Source organism: Shewanella sp. N2AIL (assembly GCF_022690845.1).
Taxonomy (GTDB): domain Bacteria; phylum Pseudomonadota; class Gammaproteobacteria; order Enterobacterales; family Shewanellaceae; genus Shewanella; species Shewanella baltica.
In genome coordinates this window covers 101,417-126,993 of the sequence record NZ_JALBYT010000009.1, presented here as the reverse complement: position 1 = coordinate 126,993, position 25,577 = coordinate 101,417, and the positions used below count along the sequence as shown (strand labels likewise).

Here is a 25,577-nt window from a genome sequence, read left to right as displayed (position 1 = left end):
TATAACAGACAGCTTAAGTTAAACAAGTGTAAAGGGAGATATGGAGTAACCAAGAGATAATTCATCCAGTAATACAGCAACTGCAGCGGTAGCAATTTAACAAAAATTACAACCTAAAATGGGACCATAAACACTTGTTGATCACAAAAACTAAAAAATAAATATGACGACTTGTTTTAGAATGAAATGATGACTATACCTCTAAGAAAGCTTTTTGATATTCAAGAGGAAAAACAATGAAATTTAGTCATAAGATTGTAGCTGCATCCTCTATATTACTTTTAGTCACAGTTACGCTGTTAACATCCAAACAATACTCTTCAATTCAAAATGAAATGAAGTCACAGGTTGAAGCCAGTGTTACCGAAATTGTCGATGGGGTTAGAAATACTGTTTCATCGGAAATTGAATCCCGTAAACAAATGGCCGCTTACACGACAAGTCTATTGGAGCAAGATCTCAGCCCCACACATATTACTTCTGTTATTACTCGTCCAGTTGTTAAAAACACCTTTATACTTGTCGGATTCGGCTACGAAAAAGATGGTAGCAACATAAATAACAACCCTAGCTGGGACCCTGGCGCTGGATGGAACCCACGAATTCGTCCTTGGTACATAGACGCAAAAAAATCCGATAAACTGATTATCACTGCGCCCTATGCAGACTCAGCATCTGGTGAAATTCTTGTCTCAATTGCAACACCGGTAAAAGATAATGGCGAGTTCATTGGGGCTATTTTCTACGATGTTAGCCTCGTTGGTCTAGCCAAACTCGTTAATGAAGTTAAACTCTTTAATGCAGGCTATGTCTTTATTATTTCTGGAGATGGCACGACAATCGCGCACCCAGAGTCAAAACGAAATGGCACGCCAATGAGCGACTATTTGCCACATGTTGAAGTGACGGAGAAGCCACAAAAAGTCACCATAGATGGTAAACATTATACCTTAGATTTCTCTCGTGTTTCAGGAGAGGACTGGTATGTCGGCGTTATCTTAGATGAAGATATAGCCTATGCTGCAGTCACAAACCTACGCAATAGTTCTATTCTCTATTCCGTTATTGCCTTAATCATCAGTATCACAGTACTACTATTTTTGATTATCCGTTTAATGCGTCCATTACAAACCTTAAACGATGCAATTCAAGATGTTGCCTCAGGAGACGGCGATCTAACCCAACGCTTGAATACACAAACAGATGCTGAATTCTCATCTTTAGCCATTGGCTTTAATACATTTACGACCAACCTACAACAACTGATTATTGAATCTAAGTCAATTGGGCAGCTCATTCACCAAAGCTCAGAGTTGACATCGTTAGAGTTACAACAATCGACAAATGCCATGAACTCGCAGATGCATGAATTAGAACAACTTGCGACAGCGATGCACGAAATGGCCACTACATCTTCAGACGTGGCCCGTAATGCTCAAGGGGCGTCATCCGCCGCAAAAGAGGCTGATGAAGCGACAAATGTGGGTTCCAAAGTCGTCAGTGATACCACAAACGCTATTAACGCTCTGTCATCAAAAATCGATATGGCTGTCGCTGAAGTAAACACCTTAGGGTCAGCAACAGACAACATTGCCACTATATTGAAAGTCATCAATGACATTGCAGATCAAACGAATTTATTAGCCTTAAACGCAGCCATTGAGGCAGCAAGAGCGGGTGATTCTGGTCGTGGTTTTGCTGTAGTCGCAGATGAAGTCAGAACCCTCGCCCAAAGGACTCAACAATCTACAACTCAAATCCGTAACATGATAGAGCAACTCCAAACAGGAGCAAGGGCTGTTGCAGAGGTCATGAGTCAAAGTAAAGATAATGCAAAAGATGCGGTCACACTCGCCCAAGGTGCGAATACCGCGTTAGACAAAATTCGTGAAGCAATATTGCAGATCAGCGATATGAATCTACAGATAGCCTCTGCAGCCGAAGAACAAAGTTTAGTTGCCGAAGAAATTAATAATAATACCATTAGAATTAAAGATTTATCTGTCCAAGTATCAGACACTGTTATTCATGCCAATACGGCTATGCATACGCAAACTCAGCACATCAAAGAGCAAGATACCATCCTTAATAAATTCATTGTTTAGGTATAGTAAGTCATGGATTCATCCATGACTTACGGTGGAAATCTTAATAAAGGTACTCATCATGAGCAGAATCGCATTGTTCGTACTAGGCACTATTCTTCAAATACCGCTACAGGCTAATGCCCAAGAAACGGAAGAGTCAGATCGACTGCAGCAGCTAGAGCAAAGAGTGAAGGAATTGGAGCAACAAGCGAAAGCTGCACAAACCAGTCCATCAATGCAATCCTCCTTACGCAATAGCCACTTTTCTCTCTACGGCTCGCTGCGTCCAACCTTAGAATACCAAGACAAAGCAGACGATGTATGGGATATAGGTGATGCCCTCTCTCGTTTAGGGGTCAAAGCTGATACCGAGTTTGCCCCAAATTGGCATGCTATTGCCCAAGGAGAATGGAAGATTCGCCTCGATGATAATGGTCGATTCGGTGAGGCGCGCCTCGCATTCGCCGGAATAGGCTCTCCCTTTGGTCAGATAACCTTTGGACGTCAACGGCCAGTGCAATACACTTTAGTCGCTGAGTATATTGATATTTTTAATAATGCAAATAGCCCGTTTGGTTACAACCAAGAGAGTCCATTCTTTGTTAATAATGCTTTGATATACGAACTGAAACTCAAACCCGTTACTGTAATGGCTTCTGCAATTTTTGATGGCAACTCTGGTGGCAGCGGCGCTGATACTATTAATGTCGGCGCCGGTTTTGACAAGAATGGATTACACTTAGGCGCCGCATATTTACAACAAGATGTCTATGCCAACGCGAATAGAACTGGAAAAGAACAACTGACAGGCGCGGTTATCTCATATGAGTTTAGCTCTGGTATATATGCTGCTGTTGGCTATCAAGCTAAAGATTACGAGTTTGAAACTGCAGTCAACCGCACTGGTAGTACTTTTGACAGTGCACTGGCTATCCCTTTTGCTAACGCCTATAAGCTAAAATTAGGGTATTTTTGGTTTAAAGATGGGATAGAAGATACTAGCAGTCAGGATTATGATGGCTATAACCTCACCTTAGAATGGCAAATTGCGGCAAATGTCCGTACACATTTAGAATACTTACAACAAAATAATGATCAACGCGAAGATGACACTATTATCGCCTTAGGCATTCGCTATGATTTTGATTTAAATTGGGAGTTCTAATTCAGATTCGTTTTATTCAAATTGGCAAAATATAGGGTTAGAGATGCAACAAATCTATGGCTTAAACCTAATGTCAGGAATAATCCCCAGCAGTAAAAGTAGCAGATCCAAAATTTGCGCTAGCTCAACTTCCTAACATCTAATCAGCGAGATAGCGGTAGTTTGTTACCGCCTCTCGTAACGTTCAAAAAATTGACTGCTGCTCTAATTATCGCCCTTATTATCGCCCTTAAGTGCAATCTTAACTGCAATATAAAGCGCAACAATTAGAGATATAAATAGTAAATATCATTATTTCAACTTAAGCAAAAGTGTCGACTGACTCCCCTTTGCCCGCCTCTTTCGCGCGCTCTTGGGATGACTCATTCACTTCCTCTACTTTCTGAGGCGAGATATTGGCTTGTTTCTGTTGAGCTTGTATCGATGATGACTGCATGCTCGCAGATGATTGTCCCACATTGGCGATATTCATGATGATTCCCCTCAACTAATGACAACGATTACACGCTTAAACATTAGAGCGGAAAACTTAAGTGACGCTTAAGCCTTTAGCCTGTTTTTAATACAAACGAACAGACTTTCCCCCATGCTCAGATAACGCTTCCACCCCGCAACAGCAGGCATGTAAAGGCGGATGCACTGTCATTTTTCCCCTCACGCTATCTCAGCGACACATCCTACTTGTGACATGCGGCGCACAATGCCACAATGCCAGCAAAATCAATGCTTGCCAGCCAAGCGTCCATCCACACTGGAGCATCATTTTGACCCTCTACGGTATTAAGAATTGCGATACAGTGCGTAAAGCACGCAAATGGATTGAAAATCATCAACTTCCAGTTCACTTCCATGATTTTAGAGATGACGGCCTACGTCAAGAAGACCTCGAATTCTGGTGTAAAGCCTCAGGCTGGGAAACCGTATTCAATAAGCGCAGCACTAGCTTTCGTGCACTCAGTGACGCAGATAAAACCGATATCGATCAAGCCAAAGCCATTCAACTTATGCTGGCGCAACCGACACTGATCAAACGCCCCGTCTTGGTCGTCGGTGAACAAGTGCTGATTGGCTTTGATGAAGCCGCCTATAAAAGAGTATTTTCACTATGATGCTAGCCGATGATTATCCCGTAACGGAACTAACAAAAGCGCTGATCACCCGCCCTTCGGTGACGCCGCTTGATGAAGGCTGTCAAACCTTAATGGCTGAAAGACTCAGCGCCATCGGCTTTAATATCGAACCTATGGTATTTGAAGACACCACCAATATGTGGGCTCGCCGTGGTAATGAAGGCCCCGTTTTTTGTTTTGCCGGCCACACAGACGTTGTGCCAACGGGCGATGTGAGCCGCTGGCACACGCCGCCTTTTGTGCCCACCATCATTGATGGCTACTTATATGGCCGCGGCGCAGCGGACATGAAAGGCTCACTGGCGGCGATGATCATTGCCACCGAACGCTTTGTGGCTAAACATCCCGATCATCATGGCTCTATCGCCTTTTTGATCACCAGTGATGAAGAAGGTCCGTTCATCAACGGCACGACGCGAGTCATTGATACCTTAGAAGCGCGCAACGAGAAGATCACCTGGGCATTAGTCGGCGAACCCTCATCAACCCTAAAGCTGGGTGATGTGGTCAAAAATGGTCGCCGCGGCAGTTTAACCGGCAACTTAACCGTGAAAGGCATTCAAGGCCACGTGGCCTATCCACACCTTGCCGATAATCCAATCCACAAAGCCGCGCCTTTCTTGGCCGAGCTAAGTCAAATGCACTGGGATAATGGTAATGAGTTCTTTCCGCCCACCAGCTTCCAAATCGCCAATATCAATGGCGGCACCGGCGCATCGAATGTGATCCCCGGCGCACTGGACGTGATGTTTAACTTCCGTTACTCCACCGAGGTGACCGCCGAAATCTTGATTGAGCGGGTTGAAGCCTTATTGAAAGCCCACGAGCTAGATTACGATATCAGCTGGATTTTCAATGGCCTGCCATTTCTAACCGGCGATGGCCCACTGCTTGACGCGACCCGTATTGCTATTCGCCAAGTCACAGGCTATGAGACAGATCCTCAAACCACAGGCGGCACATCGGACGGACGCTTTATCGCGCCAACGGGTGCTAAAGTGTTAGAGCTTGGCCCAGTGAACGCCACCATTCATAAAGTGAATGAATGCGTTAAAGTGGACGACCTTGAGCAGCTAGCCCTGTGTTATGAAGTGATTTTGGAACAACTATTGTGCTAACACACCTCGAGATCCGCCCCGAAACCGCAAGACTTTACGGCTTAAACGCCACTGAATTGGTGGAATATTTAAGTCCGTATCACCTTGGATATCATAGCTTTTGGATCGAAGCGAACACCGCCATCGCCTTTAATGCTATGGCGGAAAAAGCCAAAGATGCGGGCATAGCACTCGCCATCTGCTCTGCCCACCGCCCTTTTGAGCGACAACTGGCGATTTGGAATGCCAAAGCCAGTGGTAAACGCGCGGTATTGGATGCCAACGAGCAAGCGGTGAGCATAAAAGGTTTAAGTGACGATGCCATCGTCGACTTGATTTTACTCTGGTCGGCGCTGCCCGGCGCTTCACGTCACCACTGGGGCACAGATCTCGATGTGTTCGATGCGGATCAAATTGATGTCAAAGCCCTTCGCCTTATCGAAGCTGAATATGACCAAACTGGTCCCTGCGCAAAATTGCATGCTTGGCTGGTGGAAAATGCCCATGATTTTGGCTTTTATTTCCCGTTTCAACAGGGGCAAAGCGCGGTCAGTCCTGAGCCTTGGCACATCAGCTATTTCCCTGTTGCGCAATTATTGTTGCCACAGTTCGATCGTGCCGAGCTGGCAATCCTTTTAGAAAACAGTGATATGTTGCTCAAAGATGCGGTACTCGCCCGATTAGACTATCTAGTGGATGAATACGTGCTGCGTATCGCTCAGCCTTAGCTGTGGGATATTCGCCGCAGATTTTTGTAAAGGTTAAGCCCAGCGATCTATCGCCAAAATGGGCGCCAGAATACGGCTTAACATAACGATATATTTGATTAAGTAGGCTTTATGGATTTTTCTTCACACCGTCAGCAGCTCATGATTGCCGATCGTAAATTAAGTTACCTTGATGTCGGTACAGGCCCTGTACTCTTGTTTGGTCACAGTTATTTGTGGGATAGCGCCATGTGGGCGCCTCAAATTGCCGCGCTAAGTGCCCATTACCGCTGTATCGTGCCAGAACTGTGGGGTCATGGTCAGTCAGATCTACTGCCCGATAATGGTAAAACCCTGCTCGATATTGCCGATCACATGTTGGCCTTAATGGATGATCTCGACATCACTGACTTTAGTGTTATCGGACTTTCAGTAGGTGCAATGTGGGGGGCCGAACTGGTACTGAAAGCACCAGCAAGGGTGAGAACCTTAGTCATGATCGACAGTTTTATCGGTTTTGAACCCGAAGTGACCCGCGCGAAATATGATGGCATGCTGGATATGATTACCGCCGCTAAGGCGATTCCTGCGCCGCTTATCAGTGCGATTTCACCTTTGTTCTTCGCAAATAATGCCGCGCATAACACACCTGAACTGGTCGCTGGCTTTGAACACTCACTTGCCACAATCTCAGCAGAAAAAATCCCCACGATAGTGAAACTTGGACGAATTATTTTTGGTCGCCGCGATACCATGGAATGTGCGGAGCAATTTACACTCCCCTGCCTCATCATGGCGGGCGTTGAGGATAAAGCGCGCAGTGTGCTCGAAAGCTACCTAATGAGTGATGCCATCGATGGCAGTCAACTGGTGCATATTCCTGCGGCGGGACATATCTCGACCCTTGAACAAGCCGAATTTATCAATCAACACTTAGCCGATTTTCTCGCTAAACATCACTAATCTGTTGCTAAATACCGTCACTAAATACCGTCGCTAAATAAAATCTTCAAGGTGTGGGCATGTGCATCTTGAAGATGGCTATTCGGCTTAACCAATACCCTCAATACCAAATCCACGTTCACCCCCTGTTTAACCCATGAATATATTAGGCTTTACTTGATTTAGCACCGCAGGTTAGCTCGCCTAGTTTTCCAAGACTCCACCGTTAAATCAGCATTAACAAGTATAAATCACCATTTTGATGTCAACGTCTCAAAAAATGTTGCATAAAGGTGAAATCTACCATTTATCAACTACCTTTATTACTGTATTCCCTCAACAAGGTATTCTGCCATGAGAAAAAGTACAGTTGCCCTCTGCGTGCTCAGCACACTTTATATTCCGTCTCTTTATGCCGATGTTCAAATAAATGGATTTGCCTCTATTGTCGCGGGTTCGAGTCTCAGTGACGATAAAAGCTATTATGACTATGACAAAGAGCTCAACTTTAATAACGATTCAAAAGTTGCCTTACAATTTACCGCCGATCTGGGCAGTGGCTTAAGAGCCACGGCGCAAGTGCTATCCCGAGGCAATAACGATTACAGTGCCGAATTTGAATGGGCTTATATCTCCTATGACATCAGCGACAAACTGATGCTCATGGCGGGCCGCCAGCGCTTTAACCTGTATAAATACTCTGATTATATTGACGTAGGCTATGCCTATCATTGGATCACCCCGCCCCGCGGCGTTTATTCGTTGCCGTTTAATTCAGGCGAAGGTGTCGGTTTAGTGTATTCCGATTTATGGGGCGATACCGAAGTCGGGTTGACCTATAAATACATCACCACTTCCGTTTCCGACTACGCACCTATAGGTTCATCAACACCTCCCGCACCCTTCTCCGCCAAGGGCCACATAATGAACTTTAACTTTGTGACCTCTGGATTTGAGTACGGCTTGAATATTGGCATAGTGACCGATTTCTCCTACGAGTTACCCGCTCTGCTCGGCCTAGGCGATGCGATTGCCCAAACAGGGTTATTTAGTCAGCAAGTGGTCGATGATCTTTTACCCATTAACGACAGCGCGTTACTTATCGGCGCTAACGTTAAATATGATGCGGGTAAATGGTTCGTGTTGGCGGAATACACCCGCATTGACGTCGACCCCAGCAGTTTTAACATCCAAGATTCGGCCTTTGTTTCCGGCGGGATCCGCTATAAAGATTTCACCTTCCACTTAACCTACGGTATCGATAAAAACGATCCACAATACGATGCCTATGATGGCATGTTACCGCTATACAATAGCCTGCCACCAGCAAACCAAGCTGCGCTAGCGCCTCTGGTTTTTGGTACTAAAGCGGCGCTTGAAGCACAGCAAGAAGACAGCTCCTACTACATCATAGGTACACGCTGGGATTTCCATCCCTCAGCCGCGCTAAAACTGGAGTACACCAACTACAGCAATGACAAACCGTCCTCCGATGAACAGTTGCTGAGTATGGCAATAGACTTAGTTTTTTAAGGAGTTAAACATGAAACTATTAATAAGATCTCGGTTGATGATGAAAACCTTAGTCGCCAGTGCGCTTTTGCTTGGCAGTGCCTGTGTGCAAGCCGAAATTGCCGTCGTGGTACATCCTTCAAATACATCCGAAATTAGTGCTGCGGATATTTCACGTATCTATTTAGGTAAACTCAAGTCTTTCCCCAATGGAGGGACTGTGGTTGCGCTCGATCAGCCCGAAGGCTCACCCGCTCGTGATGCCTTCGTGAAGCAAATCCTCAATAAAACCGAGAGTCAGCTCAAAGCCTATTGGTCAAAACTGGTCTTTTCAGGCCAAGGCCAACCGCCAAAAGTCGTCGACTCGAGCGCTGAAATGCTCTCATTGATTGCCGCCAATCCGAATATGATCGGGTTTGTTGACGTCAGCGAAGTGAACGATAGCGTAAAAGTGATCAGTAAGTTCTAACCCATACTGCATCATCCTTGTCCGCCTAAATCTCTGGCGGACAAGATTTTCACTCAGTATTAGCGCGATATTAACCCCAAACACACCCGCAAATGGCGCTCGAATCCCCAGAGAGGAGCTATCCATTTGCAGTACTATTAATAAAAAATAATCTCGATTTCTCAATATCCCGATTCAAACCTTAATTGGATAGACCAGCAGAAACAATTTTGCTGGTATACTCTTGCTAAAAATGTGCTGCTTGCATGAATTAGAGCATGAGAAGACATTTTATATGTCAATAAAACAATAGGTTAAAATGAAACTACTCAAACCTTTATTCGACAACAACCGCCGCTGGGCCGGACGTATACGTCAAGAAAATCCTGATTTTTTTGAGCAATTAGCTAAACAGCAACATCCTGAATACCTGTGGATTGGTTGCTCAGATAGTCGCGTACCGTCTAACCAAATCATCGATCTTATGCCGGGCGAAGTCTTTGTTCACCGCAATATTGCCAACATGGTGATCCATACCGATCTTAACTGCTTATCTGTGCTGCAATACGCCGTTGATGTGCTCAAGGTGAAGCACATTATGGTGGTGGGTCACTACGGCTGTGGTGGTGTGCGTGCGGCCATGGGTCAGCAACGCTTAGGCCTTATCGATAACTGGCTCGGGCATTTACGTGATATCTACCGTATCTATCAAGATGAATTAAAACAGATGGATGAAGCCAAACGTTTTGATCGCCTGTGCGAGCTCAACGTGATTGAGCAGGTTGCCAACGTCACCAGTTCAACCATAGTGCAAGAAGCCTGGGATCGCGGCCAAGAAGTCGCAGTACACGGCTGGATTTACGGCATTGATAACGGTTTACTGACAGATTTAGATGTCACTGTCGATCGCGAACACGGCTTAGCCAATCCACGCTAACGGCCTGAATCTAGGCTTTTAACCCTTAGCTGAGTGTCATCTATGCTCAGATAAAACCTGCACCTGTGCAGGTTTTTCTTTTTCCATGGCAATTTTCAGCAATAAAACATCGCAAGGGTCTATTACCCCAGTTATAATCCGCCAGTTAATTGCAGCGCGACCTATGCGCGACATATTCTAAGGAGATACCTTCCATGCCCGGTTTTGAATTATTTGGTCCTGAAGAGAAGCAGGAAGTCGCTGACGTTATGGAAAACGGTTTTACCTTCCGTTACAACTTCGACCATATGCGTAATGATCGCTGGAAGACTCGCGATATGGAGCAATTGCTCTGCGAGAAAATGAACGTGAAGCATGCTCACCTTTTATCAAGCGGTACCGCTGCACTGCAAACGGCCATGATGGCTGCGGGCATTGGCGCTGGCGACGAAGTTATCGTGCCACCTTTTACCTTTGTTGCCTCAGTTGAAGCGATTTTTATGGCAGGCGCGATCCCCATTTTTGCCGAAATCGACGAGACACTGTGTTTATCTCCAGAAGGTATTGAAGCCGCGATTACCCCACGTACTAAAGCGATTAACTTAGTGCATATGTGTGGTTCTATGGCGAAGATGGACGAGATCAAAGCCGTCTGTGCAAAACATAACATCAAGATTTTAGAAGATGCTTGCCAAGCCATTGGTGGCAGCTACAAGGGCCAAGCCTTAGGTACTATCGGTGATGTGGGTTGTTACTCATTCGATTCAGTCAAAACCATCACCTGTGGTGAAGGTGGCGCTGTGATTACCAATAACACTGAAATCTACAACAACGCGCACATGTTCTCCGATCACGGCCATGACCACATTGGTAAAGACCGCGGCGCTGAGTCACACCCTATCATTGGCTTGAACTTCCGTATTTCAGAAATGAACGCCGCCTTAGGGTTAGCGCAATTACGTAAACTCGATACCATTATCGATATCCAACGTAAAAACAAAAAGACCATTAAAGATGCGATGGCCGCTGCTATCCCAGAAGTGACCTTCCGCCTGATCCCCGATCCAGAAGGCGACTCAGCAGGCTTCTTAACCTTTATGTTGCCAACCGAAGCGCGTACTATTGAAATCAGCAAAAAACTGGCTGAAAACGGCGTCGATGGCTGCTTCTACTGGTATGTAAACAACTGGCATTATTTGAAAAACTGGAAACACATTCAGGAGCTTAAGGCATCTGCTGCGTTGCCAATCACATTAATCGCCGACAGACCTGACTATACTCAAGTTTCTGTGCCTAAATCCGATGCCATTATGAGCCGCACCATTTCTATGCTCATCAAGTTGTCTTGGACCGATGCTCAGATCGCTGAGCGTATCGAAAACATCAAGAAAGCATTTGCCCAATAATTCTACGGGAGTTTGTTGCAATGAGTTTTAAGAATTTTAAAGTAGTTGAAAAAATGATCTTCGGCCGTGGCTCATTCGTCCAATTGGATGAAGTGTTAGCTGCTGAACGTAAAACCGCCGACGACTTCGTGGTGTTTTTAGTCGATGACGTGCATCAAGGCAAAGCCCTTGAGGGCCGTATCCCAGCTAAAGCACAAGACATGGTGATTTGGGTTAACGTTGATGAAGAGCCAAGCACCATTCAAATCGACACGTTAACTGAGCAAGTTCAAGCTTTTAATAGCAAACTGCCTGTCAGTGTAGTGGGTTTAGGTGGCGGTTCAACCATGGACGTGGCTAAAGCGGTATCGCTGATGCTGACCAACCCAGGTGGCTCTGCCATGTACCAAGGTTGGGACTTGATCAAGAACCCAGCGGTACACCACATTGGTATCCCAACGATTTCCGGTACTGGTGCAGAAGCGTCACGCACCGCCGTGTTATGTGGTCCAGTGCGTAAGCTAGGTCTGAACTCAGATTACACAGTATTCGATCAAATCATCATGGATTCTGAGTTAATCGAAGGCGTTGAAACGGACCAATGGTTCTACACAGGTATGGATTGCTATATCCACTGTGTTGAATCTTTACAAGGTACCTTCTTAAACGAGTTCTCTAAATCCTACGCTGAAAAAGCCATGGATTTATGTCGCCAAGTGTACTTAGACGACCATGTAGATAAAGACGACAAGCTGATGATGGCGTCTTTCATGGGCGGCATGAGCATAGCCTATAGCCAAGTGGGTGCCTGTCACGCGGTTTCTTACGGTCTGTCTTATATCCTGGGTTACCACCACGGTATCGGCAACTGTATCGCCTTTGACGTGTTAGAAGAATTCTATCCAGAAGGTGTTGAAGAGTTCCGTTTGATGATGAAGAAACACAACATCACACTGCCGAAGAACATCTGTAAAGATCTGCCAGACGAAACCATAGCGAAAATGGTTGCCGTGACTAAGAGCATGGGTCCACTATGGGCTAACGTTTACGGCGCAGGTTGGGAAGAGAAAGTCACAGACGAAATGTTGACTGCCCTGTTCCGTCGCATCTAAGCTCTAACACATATTAAAAGGGCTCAATTGTGAGCCCTTTTGTCTATATGCATTGTATTTCTACACTGTATATCTTTGATAAAAGTAGGATAATTTGATGAATGTGACTCTGTTAATCCCGGCTCGTTACGGTTCAAGCCGCTTCCCGGGCAAACCCTTAGCCCCGATTAACGGCAAGCCAATGATCCAACACGTGTATGAACGCGCGTCGTTAGCCAAAGGCCTCACCAATATTTATGTTGCTACCGATGATGACCGCATTAAAGCGGCCGTTGAAGGTTTTGGCGGCAAAGTGGTCATGACCAGCCCAGAAGCGGCATCGGGTACAGATCGTATCAATGATGCGATAAACCAACTGGGACTGAAAGATGACGACTTAGTGATCAACCTACAGGGCGATCAACCCCTTATTGATCCAACATCCATCGAGCAAGTCATCAGTCTCTTCGAGCGTCACCCAGGTGAGTTTGAAATGGCCACCTTAGGCTTTGAAATCGTTAATAAAGCCGAGCTTGACGACCCTATGCATGTGAAGATGGTGTTCGATAACAACAACTATGCCTTGTATTTCTCTCGTTCGCGTATTCCTTTTGGCCGCGACACCCAAGATTACCCCGTTTATAAGCACTTAGGTGTGTATGCTTATACCCGCAAATTCGTCCAAGCCTTCGCCGCCCTACCATTAGGTCGTCTAGAAGATCTGGAAAAACTCGAGCAATTACGTGCATTAGAATATGGTCATAAAATCAAAATCGCCATTAGCGCCTTTGATTCTATTGAAGTTGATACGCCAGAAGATATTCGTAAATGTGAGCAACGTTTAGCGGTTGATTAATCACCCGAGTGTCTTGCGCGCGAGTCTATTCGAAACAGGAGCTGAGTATGTCGACCTTAGAAGTCTGGATCATTATTATTTTGATCGTCGGTGTCATCGCCAGTAATCTTGCCGCGTTGAAGTACAGTGCTAAGTTCAAACTGCCGCAGTTCGGTCAACATGGTAAAGATAAACAGATAAAGCCTACTGCTGAGCCTTCGGCAGCAGAGAATGACGCAGATGCGGCTTCAAACAAACCAAGTTCTGCGGACTCAGAAGCCAATAAAACAGATGAGCCACCTAAGGGCTAAACTCAATATTGGCCTTTAAAGAGTGTGTTGAAAGATGATTCGTAAACACGCCTCTTAAAGACTGCGCTAAAAAGCTGAGCAATAACGTTAGCAAACATAGAAAAGGCGCCATAAGCGCCTTTTTTGTCTCTTATACCAATCGTATTAATCACAAGCTTGCCCACGCATCAACCTTCAGCTTTTTTCGCTGATGTGCGACTCAATGGCTGCTCCTCAAGGTGTGCCACTAAAAAGACTAAGAAGCGAAACAGGGATTTAATCCTCAGATCGTGGCTTTTATTGGGCTCGGCTGCCACTAATTTCTGCAGTGATTTAATTTTAGAGTAAGCATTCTCGACTAAAGCGTCGTTCTCTTTACCGACATACTTAGCAAACTCGGCAAATTCGCCAATAAACTTCAGGGTCACTTTACGGCGATTTAACGCAGTGAGTACAGCACCCTCTTTCAGTTTTGCCTCAAAAATACTGCATTCTAAACCGCTGGCGATCGCACTTTGCGATAAACCGCTGCTTAACGCATCGGCCAGAAAGCCCAAATTGGCTTTTAACTCAAAGGCAATCGCCTGCTTACTGGCGCTCGATTGTTGCCAGCGACTGCGTTCCTTATCGAAAATATCGTATAGCTCTTTCCAAATGCTCATGCGCTTTGCCTACCTTGCACTGAATCGCTCCCTTTCGTTTAATGGCACTCGACTTTATTTTTTTAATACTAGCGACTGAAAGTTATCATAAATTTAAGATTTTCGGCATAGCGCTATGATAAATAATGAGTTAAATAATGGGTTAATGTACATTCACACTAAAACTAAAATCGGCATAAAAAAATGGCCCGAACGAGTCGGGCCATAGTGCAAACTATATTCAAATCGAGAGCAATGTATGAGCTGCCTGAACGAGAAACGAACTCAGTGCAAACTCATGACTAACTAGCAGCTAATCCAATGAAATATAAAGTTAAAGCACTTGCGATTTTTTCGCGTTATTTTTCTCGGCGGCGAGTCGACGCTGCGCTTCTTTTTTCTCGCGGCGCGCTTCAATCACTTGATTCACATCGCTACCGATATGCGCTTCGTTACGGGCTTTTGCCAGATTCACTTGGCGCTCACGCTCAACAAAACGTTTACGCTGCTCGTCAGAAATTTTATCGATACAATGTGGGCAACTGACACCTTGCACATAGGCAGGGCTCTGTTTTTCAGCTTCAGTGATTGGCATACGGCAAGCATTACATTGATCGTATTGGCCTTTCTTCAAGTCATGGTTAACCGCGACGCGATTATCGAACACGAAGCACTCGCCTTCCCACAGACTTTCTTCTGCTTTGACTTCTTCAAGGTATTTAAGGATGCCGCCTTCGAGATGATACACCTCGTCAAAGCCTTGCTCTTTCAAATACGCGGTTGATTTCTCACAGCGGATACCACCAGTACAGAACATGGCAACCTTTTTATGTTTAGCAGGATCAAGATTCTGCTTCACATATTCAGGGAATTCTCTGAAGGTTTCAGTCACAGGGTTAACGGCATTTTTAAAAGTGCCGATTTGCACTTCATAGTCATTACGGGTGTCGACTAAAATCACGTCAGGATCAGAAATCAGCGCATTCCAATCTTGAGGCTTAACATAAGTGCCAACCACTTTAAGTGGATCAATGCCTTCAACGCCCATAGTGACGATTTCGTTTTTCAGTTTGACTTTAGTGCGGTAGAACGGCATTTCATCGTCGAATGACAATTTGTGAACAATATTGTCTAGACCGTTTTGGCTATTAAGCCAAAGCAATAGTGCTTCGATCGCTTCTTGGGTGCCGGCAACTGTGCCATTAATCCCTTCGCTTGCGAGGAGCAGAGTGCCTTTGATCTCGGCCTGTTCCATCATAGCGAGCAGTGGCGCTCGGATAGATTCAAAATGCGGTAAAGACACGAATTTATATAACGCACACACGACGACTTTAGTCATAACACCCTCTTTGCTAGCTGGAACTTAATTTCCAGTGCATAAACAAATCAATCATCTGTAGACTGGCTACAGATCCCAAAATAGCGCGGAATTCTACCTGAGTCACAGCAAGATAAACACAGATAAAATGCAGGGTCTTTAATTCTTTACGCACAGAGGTCAGAAAAAACATTTTCAGCTGGCAAATTAAGCAGAAATTTCAATATGAAAGCGTTACCATCTGCACCCTTTGCACACTGCCTGATTGGCACGCGGCATTCGTATTGGCACACTCGCGTCGTCAATAAGCATGTATATGTAGAAGACACAAGCCGACATCAGTGTTCATCGCACCAACTTGCGTCGCATTAGCGCCGCACAGTAGAGGAAATCCTAATGGCTCTTGCCGTTTTATACACTTTTCGCCGTTGCCCCTATGCCATGCGAGCGCGTTTGGGACTCTTACTCGCCCAATGCAATGTTGAAGTCCGCGAAATCACCCTTAAAGCTAAACCAGCGCAAATGCTGGCCGCTTCACCCAAAGGGACAGTGCCGGTATTAGTGCTAGCCAATGGCGAAGTGATTGCCGAAAGTCTCGAGATCATGCGCTGGGCACTCACGCAAGCTGATCCCTTAGATCTGCTATGTCAGCAAAGCCCTGTAATTGCAGATAAAATGGCGCAACTTATTGCGCAAAATGATCAGCAATTTAAGCCATGGCTCGACCGCTATAAATATGCTGACCGTTACCCTGAACAAACGCAATCTGACTATTACCAGCAAGCGAGCCATTTCCTCACGCAACTTGAAGCATGCTTAGGACAACACTCCTTTTTAGTTGCCGATACACCTCGGCTTGCGGACTACGCCATCGTGCCTTTTATACGCCAATTTGCCGCAGTGGATCTTAAACGTGCACTGAGCGATGATTTTCCGCGACTCGCCGCTTGGCTAGAAAACCTCATTTCGAGTGAAATATTTATTCGAGCGATGGAAAAATATGTGATCTGGGACGCTAGCCATTCTCCAACTTGCTTGTTAGGAGACATGTAAGCCAATAAGATTTAAAGATTATTTTTATTTTATGTTATAGCCATTGGTAAAATATTCGAGTAAGGTATTTGACAGTTAGTGAGGTGGCTAATTTAGCTACCGGTCACTAGACAAGCTTCTCAAGATAAATGTAACCGCGCTTAATGTCTTTCAAAGGCGTGAATGATAGAACACAAGGATAAGGCAGTTGGAACATATGGATATCAATATCATTATTATGCTTGGGGGCCTGATGCTACTGCATTTTCTTTTCGCCCTTCGAGCCTTCAAGAGTAAAGTGGATCTCAGCACCAACAAAAAATGGTTATGGTGCCTACTCAGTCTGATCCTCGGCCCTATGGGATATTACGGTTATCACGGTTTTATTCCCCTCGATAGAATTCTCAAAGACTAAGCCGTCAAACACCATCACATTGGGCGACAACACTTGCTACCGCATCATTGACCCGCCCAATTCAAAGCACATAAATAAGCATTTAAATAAATACTTACAAGCACTTAAACAAGTACTGAAACACGCAAAAAAATAGCGCAAGCTTAGGCTGCGCTATTTTAATGATTCCTCTTTTACAAAACCTTAAAATTTAAATCATTCGCTATAAATGGCTATGCAACAGCACAGCGTCATCGGGGACTTTTTGGATCACAGGCGCTTGCCCTTCAGCCAAGGCTTGTTTATAGCTTTGATTCATTTTAAGGGCGAGATACAAATCTGGCCGGATCAGAATGCCGCCTTCCCCTGTCTGCATACCCGCTTGCTCGAACCAACTCAGCATCTGTCGTTTACGCCCCGCAAGCACTAAGCGTACTCCACGCTTTTTAAGCAATTGATGTAAATCTGCCAACATGGCCATCACACTTAAATCTAAATGGGTAAAACAAGGCACGGCATCAATAATGATGCAATCGACCGGCTCAGATTCCCGAATAAACTTTTCCAGTAAACGGCGCTTAAAATACGTCGCATTAAAATAAGTTAACGGTGAATTAAAACGATACATAAACACGCCAGGAACAGATTTAGCTTTACCCGAATCATCGACGCTGCGGATAACGCCGTTATGATCTAAGCCAAGCACTTGATCCGTGGGGCGCATTACCGTAGCAAGGAACTGGAATAACCCCAGTAACACGGCCAAAGTGATCCCAGGAATCACCCCAATAAACAGCACGGAGAACAAGGTAATACACGCAAGCAAGAAAGCTGACTTATCGCGCACACGCAGATTCCACAGCGACTTAAGATCGATAAGCGAAATAGAGGCAATCACCAATACCACCCCTAATGCTGCGCTAGGGATGTACTTCAACGGCGCAGTAAAAAACAGCGCCACAACGCCAATCAATACCGCAGCAATGATGGACACTAACTGGCTCTTGCCGCCATTGGCATCGTTCACCGCAGTTCGGGAATCGGCGCCGCTCACCGCAAACCCTTGGGAGATGGCAGATGCGATATTGGCTAAACCTAACGCCCTGAATTCTTTATCTGCATCTATATCGTAACCATTTTTTGCCGCAAAACTTCGGGCGGTCAGCATCATGCTCACAAAGCTCACCATGGCTAAGTTGAGCGCAGGCACCACCAACTCACGGGCGATCCCCAAATCAAAAGCCGGTGCTTGGAATGAAGGTAGTCCTGAGGTCACCTCCCCGACAACGCTAATGTCAAAGCTCGTCAGGTTAAATACCCAAACAAGGAATGCCGCCATCGCCATCGCGCACATAGATGCGGGCCATTGTGGACGAAACCGTTTCACTAAGGCATAGGTCGCGAGCGTCACAATCCCCATAATCAACGTCGGCCAATGGGTTTTTGATAAATAAGAAGGGGCGCCGCTGAGGCGTTCGATTAAATAGCGCTCGTCGAAGGTAAAACCAAAAATCTTCGAAAATTGTCCGACGATAATGGTGATCGCGACCCCGTTCAGCAATCCCATCAAAATCGGCTTTGACAGAAAGTCAGCGAGCACACCCAGCTTAAAACGGCTCGCGATCAAGCACCAAAAGCCTGTCATGGCCGTCATGGTCATGACTAACTGCCAGTGCTTCATGCTATCACCCGCAGCGAGGGGCGTAACAACGGCGGCGATAACGGCGCAGGTCGCCGCATCTGGACCCACGATTAATTGCTTTGAGGTGCCAAATAGCGCGTATACCAGCATAGGCAAAACGCAGGAGTACAAACCCACAGCAGCATTGACGCCAGTGAGCTGGGCATAGGCAATGGCGACAGGGAGTGCCACAGCGGCAACGGACAAGCCTGCGCGCACATCATCCCTAAGCCATTGCTTTTCATATTGTAATAATTGCGCCAATCCCGGCATAAACGAAATCAAACTAGGGAACTTCACTCGGCAACCTCCATACACACCATCAAGATAAGCACTAATCAGTATAACCGAGACTGAAAATATTCAGCGAAAAGGTCATTACCTAAAAGCCAGCAATAGTATGTTGGTTATGGCATAAAGCCAATCATTACGCGAGTATTTTCCTCAGAATATTTATGGAGTTAGGCGCTGAATAAACACTAAGTTAGCGCAATATCATCGGCAGTGACACTAAAAGTAAACTGCCCATAAACCAATTAAAATGACGCTTACGTCTATCGGTATTGAGTTTCTTACTGATCGCCGCACCGACAAACACCCAAGTAAATGACGCCGGAAATCCCACTAAGTTAAAGGTTAATACCCCAAGAAAGGCACTGAGCCAAAAGCCATCGCCGCCTAATGTGAATGCGCTGCACAGGGTAATTGTCGACATCCAAGACTTAGGGTTAATCCATTGGAATAAGGCGGCCTCAATCAGGGTCATAGGTTTTCGGCCGTCATCAAGATGCGTGCTCTGCACTGGCGACGTCACTAATTTGTACGCGAGATACAGCAAATACGCCAAAGCGAAATATTTCAATACTTGGTGCAATATCGGTAATGCTTCAAACAAGGTGCCAAGCCCAAATAACACCGCAAGGTGTAAAGAAGTCGAACCCAAGCGGATCCCTGCAATGTGCGGCACAGTGCGCAGCACACCAAAATGTGCACCAGAGCTCGCTAAGAGGATATTGTTCGGTCCGGGCGTCATGGTCATGGTTGCACAAAACAACGCGGCAGAAGCCATCAAGGTCCATAATTGTGGATCATAGAGTAGTGCAGTATTCATATTCACCTTAAATTGTATGCATGCATTTATTGACATAAATAGATGCGATAAATAATATACGGAGAATATTAGAGATCAATGGATTTATTGTCATGGGTACAATCTGGACGCCAGACCTAAACGCTTTTTCAGGCCCTAAATATCAGCGCTTAGTCAGTGCGATAGAACAAGGCATTTTGCAGAAGGTGTTGACCCAAGGCAGTAAACTGCCACCGCAGCGCCGCCTAGCCGATGCCTTAGGTATCACTATTGGCACTGTGACCCGCGCCTATGCATTGGCGGAACAAAGGGGTTACGTTGAAGCACGCGTGGGTGATGGCACCTATGTCAACGCCTCACCAGTACCAGAGATAGGTAACGTACAATTGAATATGGCGACCTGCCAGCAGCCACTCACAGATCAAATCAGCACCCTCAGTGATTGCCTCAGCCAATTAGCAAAAGACCCAACAAAGCTCAGCCAGTTACTGGGTTATCGCGCCAGTCCATTAGATCAACACCAACAAGTGTTTCACCAATGGCTTAACCAACGCGGCATACAACAAACGCCTGAACAACTGATCTTTACCCATGGCGGCCAGCAAGCGATTTTTGCCTGTTTGAGTGCATTTTTATCGACGGGTGATGTGCTGCTGCACGAGCAATACAGTTATCCAGGCGTGAGAATTTGCGCTAAGCAACTCGGCGTGACCAGCATTGGTGTGCCCCTCACCCATGAAGGTGTGGATCTCGCCCGCTTTGAGGCGTTAGTGCAAATCCATCATCCCAAGTTAGTCTATCTAACCCTGAATAATCAAAACCCTACCTGTATTCAATACAGTGAGTCGCAGCGGAAAAAACTCCTCGAATTGGCCGAGCAGTATCAGTTTTATATCACTGAAGATGATGTGAATTATTGTTTACCCGAAGAGTGGCATTCGCCCCTGTGGCAATTAGCAAAACAGCTGGCTATCCCACGGGTGATTTATATTTCTAGCCTGTCCAAATTGTTTTCTGGCGGCCTAAGGCAAGGTTTTATTCTGGTGCCTGAACCACTTATCGCCCAAGTGCGACTCGCGATTCATAGCCAATGCTGGATGGTATCGCCGCTGAATATTGAAATCGCCTGCCAGTTGATTAAGAAAGGCCAAATCACTGCCGATCGCGATACCATAGTTCGCCAACGCCAACGTCTCTGTATCGCCATGGGCGAACGACTGGGATTAGCCCAAACTTGGCGAGGACTGAACGGTTGGCTGCAACTGCCAGAAGATATCAAGGCCCATCATCTTGTCACTGCACTGGCCGCTAAAGGCATTTTGATCCGCAACGGAGATGACTTTAATTGCCATGACAATTTTATTCGCTTAAGCCTTGGTGGCGCCGAAAATGATGCTCAATTCCAACATGCAATTGAGTGTATCGAGGCGACGATTCTCTCCCTAGTACAAAATGCTTATTCGGTGGTGTAATAGCGCTTAAAAACCTCCGAACTCAGCCAATTTTTATGCGCCATGTCAGATGAAGTAAATTCACACTAAATGGCTAATTTATAAAATTAGAGAGCATAAAAAAGCGCCAGTAGCATACATGCTACTGGCGCTGAGGTAACTGACAAGCATGATGAAGGAGCAATTAGCTATAAATCACTAACGCACCATTATTTAATCTTTAGTTGGTAAACACTCGTTGTGCCGCTGACTTCATTGCCTATGATTAACAAAGGATTACCGTTAGGGCTTTTATCGGCACTGACAAATTTCATCCCTTCTGGCCCTAAATCACCCGCCATTGTTGCATCCCCTTTGACTTCACCCGTATCAGTATCGATAACAAAGTCGGCATCAAAATCACGATTCACAACATAATCGATAAAATGCACATCGAAGGGATTGGTCACGTCATAGATCATAAAGCCTGAAGTACGCTCCAAACCAACAAAGGCATATAGTCGTTGACCAATTTGACCTAGGGCTAAGGCTTCTGGCTCTGGTCCTTTGTCATCGCTGCGGCTATCACCTTTATTTTCTTCGTTATTATTGTTGAAGTTGCTGCCTAAAAGTGCCGCGGTAATACGTTCAAAATCACTCGCACTGTCAAAGACTTGCTGACCGTCTGCGCTCCAAATCGAGAATGAGCGAGCACCGAAGCTGACTATCCTGTCGTAGTCGGCATCCTTATCGTCATCCCCCATGCTAGTGGTCACTTTAAGGCGGGCTAACTGCGTTTTATCTTTTGCGGCGGCAAATTGTGGGTGATTAGGGTCGAGCACTAAATCCCCTGCGCGGGCTTCTTCAGAAAAGCCTGCATAATCACGGGAATCACCTTCGTTGGCCGTAACGATAAAGTCGGTATTGTTCCAACGGTAGCTCGCGACAGTATCGGGTTGATACATGCCGTAGACGCCTGTGTAGCTTTGCAGGTTGACAAGATTGTCTTTGTCACTGGCATCAATTTTATTCACTTCAAGTCCGTAATCCTTAAGGCCTAGTGGTAAAATCTTGGCAACTTTGGCATTGGCGATATCAATTACGGCAATGGCATTGTTCTCTTGCAAACTGACAAACGCACGGTGGTTATCTTGGCTAATGGCGATATATTCAGGTTCTAAATCCTGCGCCACACTCGCCATTGGGCCATTGATTTTAATGTCTGGGGTGATCTCACTGGCTCGTGCACCGCCCTGATTAAATTCACTAAAACCGATAATAGTCGCAGTGGCTGCAGGCTTACCGTCAGTAATTGCAATCAGCGCCACACTGCCTTCAGGATCTAAGGTATAGGCTGGATTTGGCTCGCCTTCATTGGCTACTAATACGTTTTTACCATCGTGGGTAAATGCCAGGTTATCGGGTAAAGCGCCGACTTCTACCGCGCTGATAAACTGCGGTGCATCTGTGCCGTTAAGCTGATAAAAAGCGACAAAACCATTGGCTTGGGTTTTATTGCCGGCAACATCGCCACGTTCAATCGCAGCGGCTAACAAGTTACCTGAAATGCTCACACTGTTAACGCTACCCATAAAGGTTTGGCCAACATCTTTAGCCACATCAAGTTCGCCAAATTTTTCGAGATTATTCAATGCTAACGGATCAGCGGCATTGGATGCCGTTGCTAATAAACTGCCATCAATAATGTCCACTTTGCCACTAATGGCATTGACCACAAAAATACGGTTAGATGCACTGTGATATTCAACGATTTCAGCGGCACTTAAGCCATAAACGCCAGTCTGATGACGACCAATTAACTCAGCTTTTAAGCCTGCAGTTTGTGGCTGGCAAACATATTGGGTTTGCGCTGCTGCAATTTCGCTGTCATCTAATTGGCCATTATTGTTAGCATCTAATCCGGTATCGATACGCTGACCACCGGCGGGACAATGTGCATCACCGATATTCAATGCCGTCACGTTAACCAGTGAATTTAAGCCGTTGTCGCCTTTATCACCTGCTGCGCCATCATCACCGCTGCAGGCTCCAAGTAATAAGCTCGCCATAATGGCAGCGGCTAGCGGAAGTCGTTGTGTTTTCATCGTGTCATTCCTGAATATTTTATTTTTAGTAGGGTGAAGCTAAAGCCCACTAAACTAGTCAGCATAAAAGACGCAGGGATGACAAAGCCGTGACACTAAGATGACAACTCGCACTTTCGAATGAGTCAGTTTGAACCATAAGGATTTGAAGGACTAAGATGTAAAGAACTAAGTTACAAAAGACTGCAATTTGATAAGAAAGACTTGATAAGAAAGATTTAAATGAAGAATCTTGTGAAGATAACGGCTCAATCCACTAAAGTGATGCCTCGATAATCAAACTTACCACTTAGTTACAATTTAATCGGTAAAATACAGTAAAGAAATCAGCGCAAAGATTGGTTTATTTGTCCGAGCACTTTACTATGCTATTGCTTGCTGTCTGAACTGTGCAAATAGACAATACCGCAATTCACTTTTGCCTAATCCCCGCCAATGATCTTGATCATGTGCTCTCGCTCTTAATGTAGAAACTGGTAGCGCAGGAACTGGCTTCAAAATGGCGGATTAATCGTGAATTGTCCTAGTACAATTTAAACCACACCGCATAAACCTGTGAAATACGCTTTCATTTCTTTCGCCACCCGAGGTAACAGTGGACCCACAATCACAACCTTCTGCCCATAACGGCAGACGTATACCGAATTTAGCGCTGCTTATTCCCATGCTTGCGGCGATTGTCGCGATCACGCCATTGGCCATCGACATGTACTTACCTGCGATGTCGACATTGGCCCTCAGTTTTCATACCGATGTCACGACAGTGCAACAGTCCCTGAGTATCTACTTAGCGGGTTACGCACTGGGCATGTTATGTTTCGGCCCCCTAGCCGACCGCATTGGTCGTCGACCTATGGTGATATTGGGACTGAGTGGATTTATGCTCACCAGCTTACTGATTGGGTTTGCGGGTCAAGTCGAAGTCTTTCTTGGCCTACGTTTTTTACAGGCCTTTATCGGCGCGGCTGCGACTGTGGTGGTGCCGGGATACATCAAAGAAGTCTATGGTGACAATACCGCCAAGGGTATGTCATACGTGAGTTTAATCATGATGTTAGCGCCATTGTTGGCTCCTAGTATTGGCAGCGTGATCCTCGAACTCGGTGATTGGCATTTAATCTTCTTCATTCAATCCGCCTATGCCGCTACCCTGTTATTACTGGTGCTGTTTGCGCTGAAAATGCCCAGCGATAAAGATATGGATACCCGCAGCCAAAAATCGTTTCTTGGCGCCTATGCGACCGTATTTTCCCGCCCTGGCGTTAAGCTAAACATTGCCAGCGGCGTGTTAACGTCTTTTTCATTTTTCTGTTATCTCACCGCATCGCCCTTCGTTTACATGGAAGTCTTTGCCTTAGATAAATCCTATTTTGCCATCTTGTTTAGCACTAACGTCGGCGCTTTGATGTTGGCCAATATCATTAATACGCGCATCGTGGGCCGTTATGGTTCGCTACGTATGTTGCATGTGTCGACCTTTTTCGGGGCGATTGCTGGTGTCGGTTTATTAACCGTAAACCTGCTGGATATGAGCTATCACTTTACCGTGATCATGCTTATTCCTTTGATGGGTAGCCTAGGGGTGATGTCAGTCAATGCCGATGCGATAGTACTGATGAAGTTCAAGCAAGAAACGGGAACCGCAACCGCAGTTATTGGCACCTTAAGATTTGGCTGTGGCGCACTGGCGGGGCCATTATTGGCGGTGTTTTACGATGGCACTGCCGTGCCCTTCTCTGCCCTCATGTTAGGCTCTGTTGTGTTAGTCGGTATTTGCCAATTCAATCGTCCTAAGCATCAAATCCAACCGACGGTTTAAGGCGCTCTTTTTAAAGATCTATTTTTAAGGGTCTATTTCTAAGCGCCATGGCTACCAATGCCACATCGGCAACACATGTTTGATCGCATAAAACAGCGCATTGGCTTTCACAGATGTAGCAAATAAGTAATATTTAATCGCGACAGTTAAGGATCTGCTTATCTAACCTCCAACACCAAAACGGCACTTTTAGTGCCGTTTTTGCTTTTTAAGCATCTAACAATCTGAAAAATATAAGATAAGCCCATAAACCAGCCTAGGTTACTTGGCGATTCAAGCAAGTTATCGAGTCATTCAAACGTGAAATTGTTTCAAGTTGGTTATTTTTTACATAAAAGGCTTGAAATGTTGTTTTTTTTGAATATGATGAAATTCTGTTCATTGCAACAGTTGCTGCATCCTAAGGGATGAGTCACTTGTCTTCGACGAAGTCAGTTCAGCATTTCGGAGTCTGAATTACCC

General features: G+C 45.6%; 23 protein-coding genes. 17 read left to right on the top strand and 6 right to left on the bottom strand.

What is annotated here, in order from left to right:
• The first annotated feature begins 236 nt into the window (after positions 1 to 236).
• Positions 237 to 2,105, top strand: a complete 1,869-nt coding sequence (locus MO387_RS07790; protein ID WP_107947728.1) for a methyl-accepting chemotaxis protein — start codon at positions 237 to 239, stop codon at positions 2,103 to 2,105.
• Positions 2,106 to 2,166: 61 nt separating this feature from the next.
• Positions 2,167 to 3,252, top strand: coding sequence for a porin (locus tag MO387_RS07785; protein WP_107947730.1), 1,086 nt, complete (start codon positions 2,167 to 2,169; stop codon positions 3,250 to 3,252).
• 301 nt (positions 3,253 to 3,553) lie between these two features.
• On the opposite strand, the gene MO387_RS07780 is transcribed toward MO387_RS07785, so the two are convergent.
• Positions 3,554 to 3,724 carry a hypothetical protein gene (locus MO387_RS07780; RefSeq protein ID WP_006086821.1) on the bottom strand — a complete coding sequence of 57 codons (171 nt, stop codon included), beginning with the start codon at positions 3,722 to 3,724 and terminating at the stop codon, positions 3,554 to 3,556.
• Positions 3,725 to 4,016: 292 nt separating this feature from the next.
• On the opposite strand from MO387_RS07780, the gene MO387_RS07775 reads away from it, so the two are divergent.
• The 11 genes from MO387_RS07775 (at position 4,017) to MO387_RS07725 (ending at position 13,626) form a co-directional block, all read left to right on the top strand.
• Positions 4,017 to 4,361, top strand: a complete 345-nt coding sequence (locus MO387_RS07775; protein WP_107947732.1) for an ArsC family reductase — start codon at positions 4,017 to 4,019, stop codon at positions 4,359 to 4,361.
• Positions 4,361 to 5,500 (top strand): succinyl-diaminopimelate desuccinylase, encoded by a 1,140-nt coding sequence (gene dapE, locus MO387_RS07770; protein WP_199908819.1) that lies wholly within the window; start codon positions 4,361 to 4,363, stop codon positions 5,498 to 5,500. The genes MO387_RS07775 and dapE overlap by 1 nt, the downstream gene beginning before the upstream one ends.
• Positions 5,494 to 6,207, top strand: coding sequence for a M15 family metallopeptidase (locus MO387_RS07765; RefSeq protein WP_107947736.1), 714 nt, complete (start codon positions 5,494 to 5,496; stop codon positions 6,205 to 6,207). The genes dapE and MO387_RS07765 overlap by 7 nt, the downstream gene beginning before the upstream one ends.
• Positions 6,208 to 6,318: 111 nt before the next feature.
• Positions 6,319 to 7,149, top strand: coding sequence for an alpha/beta fold hydrolase (locus MO387_RS07760; RefSeq protein ID WP_107947738.1), 831 nt, complete (start codon positions 6,319 to 6,321; stop codon positions 7,147 to 7,149).
• 333 nt (positions 7,150 to 7,482) lie between these two features.
• The gene (locus tag MO387_RS07755; protein WP_107947740.1) at positions 7,483 to 8,661 is read left to right on the top strand and encodes a porin; all 1,179 of its coding nucleotides are present in this window, start codon (positions 7,483 to 7,485) and stop codon (positions 8,659 to 8,661) included.
• Between the two features lie 10 nt (positions 8,662 to 8,671).
• Positions 8,672 to 9,109 carry a phosphate ABC transporter substrate-binding protein gene (locus MO387_RS07750; RefSeq protein WP_107947742.1) on the top strand — a complete coding sequence of 146 codons (438 nt, stop codon included), beginning with the start codon at positions 8,672 to 8,674 and terminating at the stop codon, positions 9,107 to 9,109.
• 298 nt (positions 9,110 to 9,407) lie between these two features.
• Complete coding sequence (can, locus tag MO387_RS07745; protein WP_012089329.1) at positions 9,408 to 10,025, top strand: carbonate dehydratase; 618 nt, start codon at positions 9,408 to 9,410, stop codon at positions 10,023 to 10,025.
• A gap of 194 nt (positions 10,026 to 10,219) precedes the next feature.
• Entirely contained in the window at positions 10,220 to 11,410 is a 1,191-nt protein-coding gene (gene kdnA / locus MO387_RS07740) for an 8-amino-3,8-dideoxy-alpha-D-manno-octulosonate transaminase KdnA (protein ID WP_006081832.1), read from the top strand.
• Positions 11,411 to 11,430: 20 nt separating this feature from the next.
• Positions 11,431 to 12,501, top strand: a complete 1,071-nt coding sequence (gene kdnB, locus MO387_RS07735; protein ID WP_012197228.1) for a 3-deoxy-alpha-D-manno-octulosonate 8-oxidase KdnB — start codon at positions 11,431 to 11,433, stop codon at positions 12,499 to 12,501.
• 97 nt (positions 12,502 to 12,598) lie between these two features.
• Positions 12,599 to 13,336, top strand: coding sequence for an 8-amino-3,8-dideoxy-manno-octulosonate cytidylyltransferase KdsB (gene kdsB / locus MO387_RS07730; RefSeq protein WP_006081834.1), 738 nt, complete (start codon positions 12,599 to 12,601; stop codon positions 13,334 to 13,336).
• Between the two features lie 47 nt (positions 13,337 to 13,383).
• Positions 13,384 to 13,626, top strand: coding sequence for a DUF2897 family protein (locus MO387_RS07725; RefSeq protein WP_107947744.1), 243 nt, complete (start codon positions 13,384 to 13,386; stop codon positions 13,624 to 13,626).
• A gap of 167 nt (positions 13,627 to 13,793) precedes the next feature.
• Here MO387_RS07725 and MO387_RS07720 read toward each other — a convergent pair whose 3' ends face one another.
• Positions 13,794 to 14,267 (bottom strand): hypothetical protein, encoded by a 474-nt coding sequence (locus tag MO387_RS07720; protein WP_107947746.1) that lies wholly within the window; start codon positions 14,265 to 14,267, stop codon positions 13,794 to 13,796.
• Positions 14,268 to 14,580: 313 nt separating this feature from the next.
• The gene (locus tag MO387_RS07715; protein WP_006081837.1) at positions 14,581 to 15,585 is read right to left on the bottom strand and encodes a rhodanese-related sulfurtransferase; all 1,005 of its coding nucleotides are present in this window, start codon (positions 15,583 to 15,585) and stop codon (positions 14,581 to 14,583) included.
• 375 nt (positions 15,586 to 15,960) lie between these two features.
• Between MO387_RS07715 and MO387_RS07710 the strand changes: the two genes are divergently transcribed.
• Positions 15,961 to 16,617 (top strand): glutathione S-transferase, encoded by a 657-nt coding sequence (locus MO387_RS07710; RefSeq protein ID WP_063883512.1) that lies wholly within the window; start codon positions 15,961 to 15,963, stop codon positions 16,615 to 16,617.
• A gap of 196 nt (positions 16,618 to 16,813) precedes the next feature.
• On the top strand, positions 16,814 to 17,011 hold the full coding sequence (locus tag MO387_RS07705; RefSeq protein ID WP_006081839.1) for a hypothetical protein: 198 nt from the start codon (positions 16,814 to 16,816) through the stop codon (positions 17,009 to 17,011).
• Positions 17,012 to 17,213: 202 nt separating this feature from the next.
• Here MO387_RS07705 and MO387_RS07700 read toward each other — a convergent pair whose 3' ends face one another.
• Both MO387_RS07700 and MO387_RS07695 read right to left on the bottom strand, forming a co-directional pair.
• Entirely contained in the window at positions 17,214 to 18,971 is a 1,758-nt protein-coding gene (locus MO387_RS07700; protein WP_107947748.1) for a SulP family inorganic anion transporter, read from the bottom strand.
• A 184-nt stretch (positions 18,972 to 19,155) separates the two neighbouring features.
• Positions 19,156 to 19,782, bottom strand: coding sequence for a LysE family translocator (locus MO387_RS07695; protein WP_041411170.1), 627 nt, complete (start codon positions 19,780 to 19,782; stop codon positions 19,156 to 19,158).
• A 92-nt stretch (positions 19,783 to 19,874) separates the two neighbouring features.
• Here MO387_RS07695 and MO387_RS07690 point away from each other — a divergent pair, with 92 nt between their 5' ends.
• Positions 19,875 to 21,233, top strand: coding sequence for a PLP-dependent aminotransferase family protein (locus MO387_RS07690; protein ID WP_107947750.1), 1,359 nt, complete (start codon positions 19,875 to 19,877; stop codon positions 21,231 to 21,233).
• Between the two features lie 188 nt (positions 21,234 to 21,421).
• On the opposite strand, the gene MO387_RS07685 is transcribed toward MO387_RS07690, so the two are convergent.
• Entirely contained in the window at positions 21,422 to 23,296 is a 1,875-nt protein-coding gene (locus MO387_RS07685; protein ID WP_107947752.1) for a choice-of-anchor I family protein, read from the bottom strand.
• Between the two features lie 595 nt (positions 23,297 to 23,891).
• Here MO387_RS07685 and MO387_RS07680 point away from each other — a divergent pair.
• Positions 23,892 to 25,115, top strand: a complete 1,224-nt coding sequence (locus tag MO387_RS07680; protein WP_107947754.1) for a multidrug effflux MFS transporter — start codon at positions 23,892 to 23,894, stop codon at positions 25,113 to 25,115.
• Positions 25,116 to 25,577 lie beyond the last annotated feature (462 nt).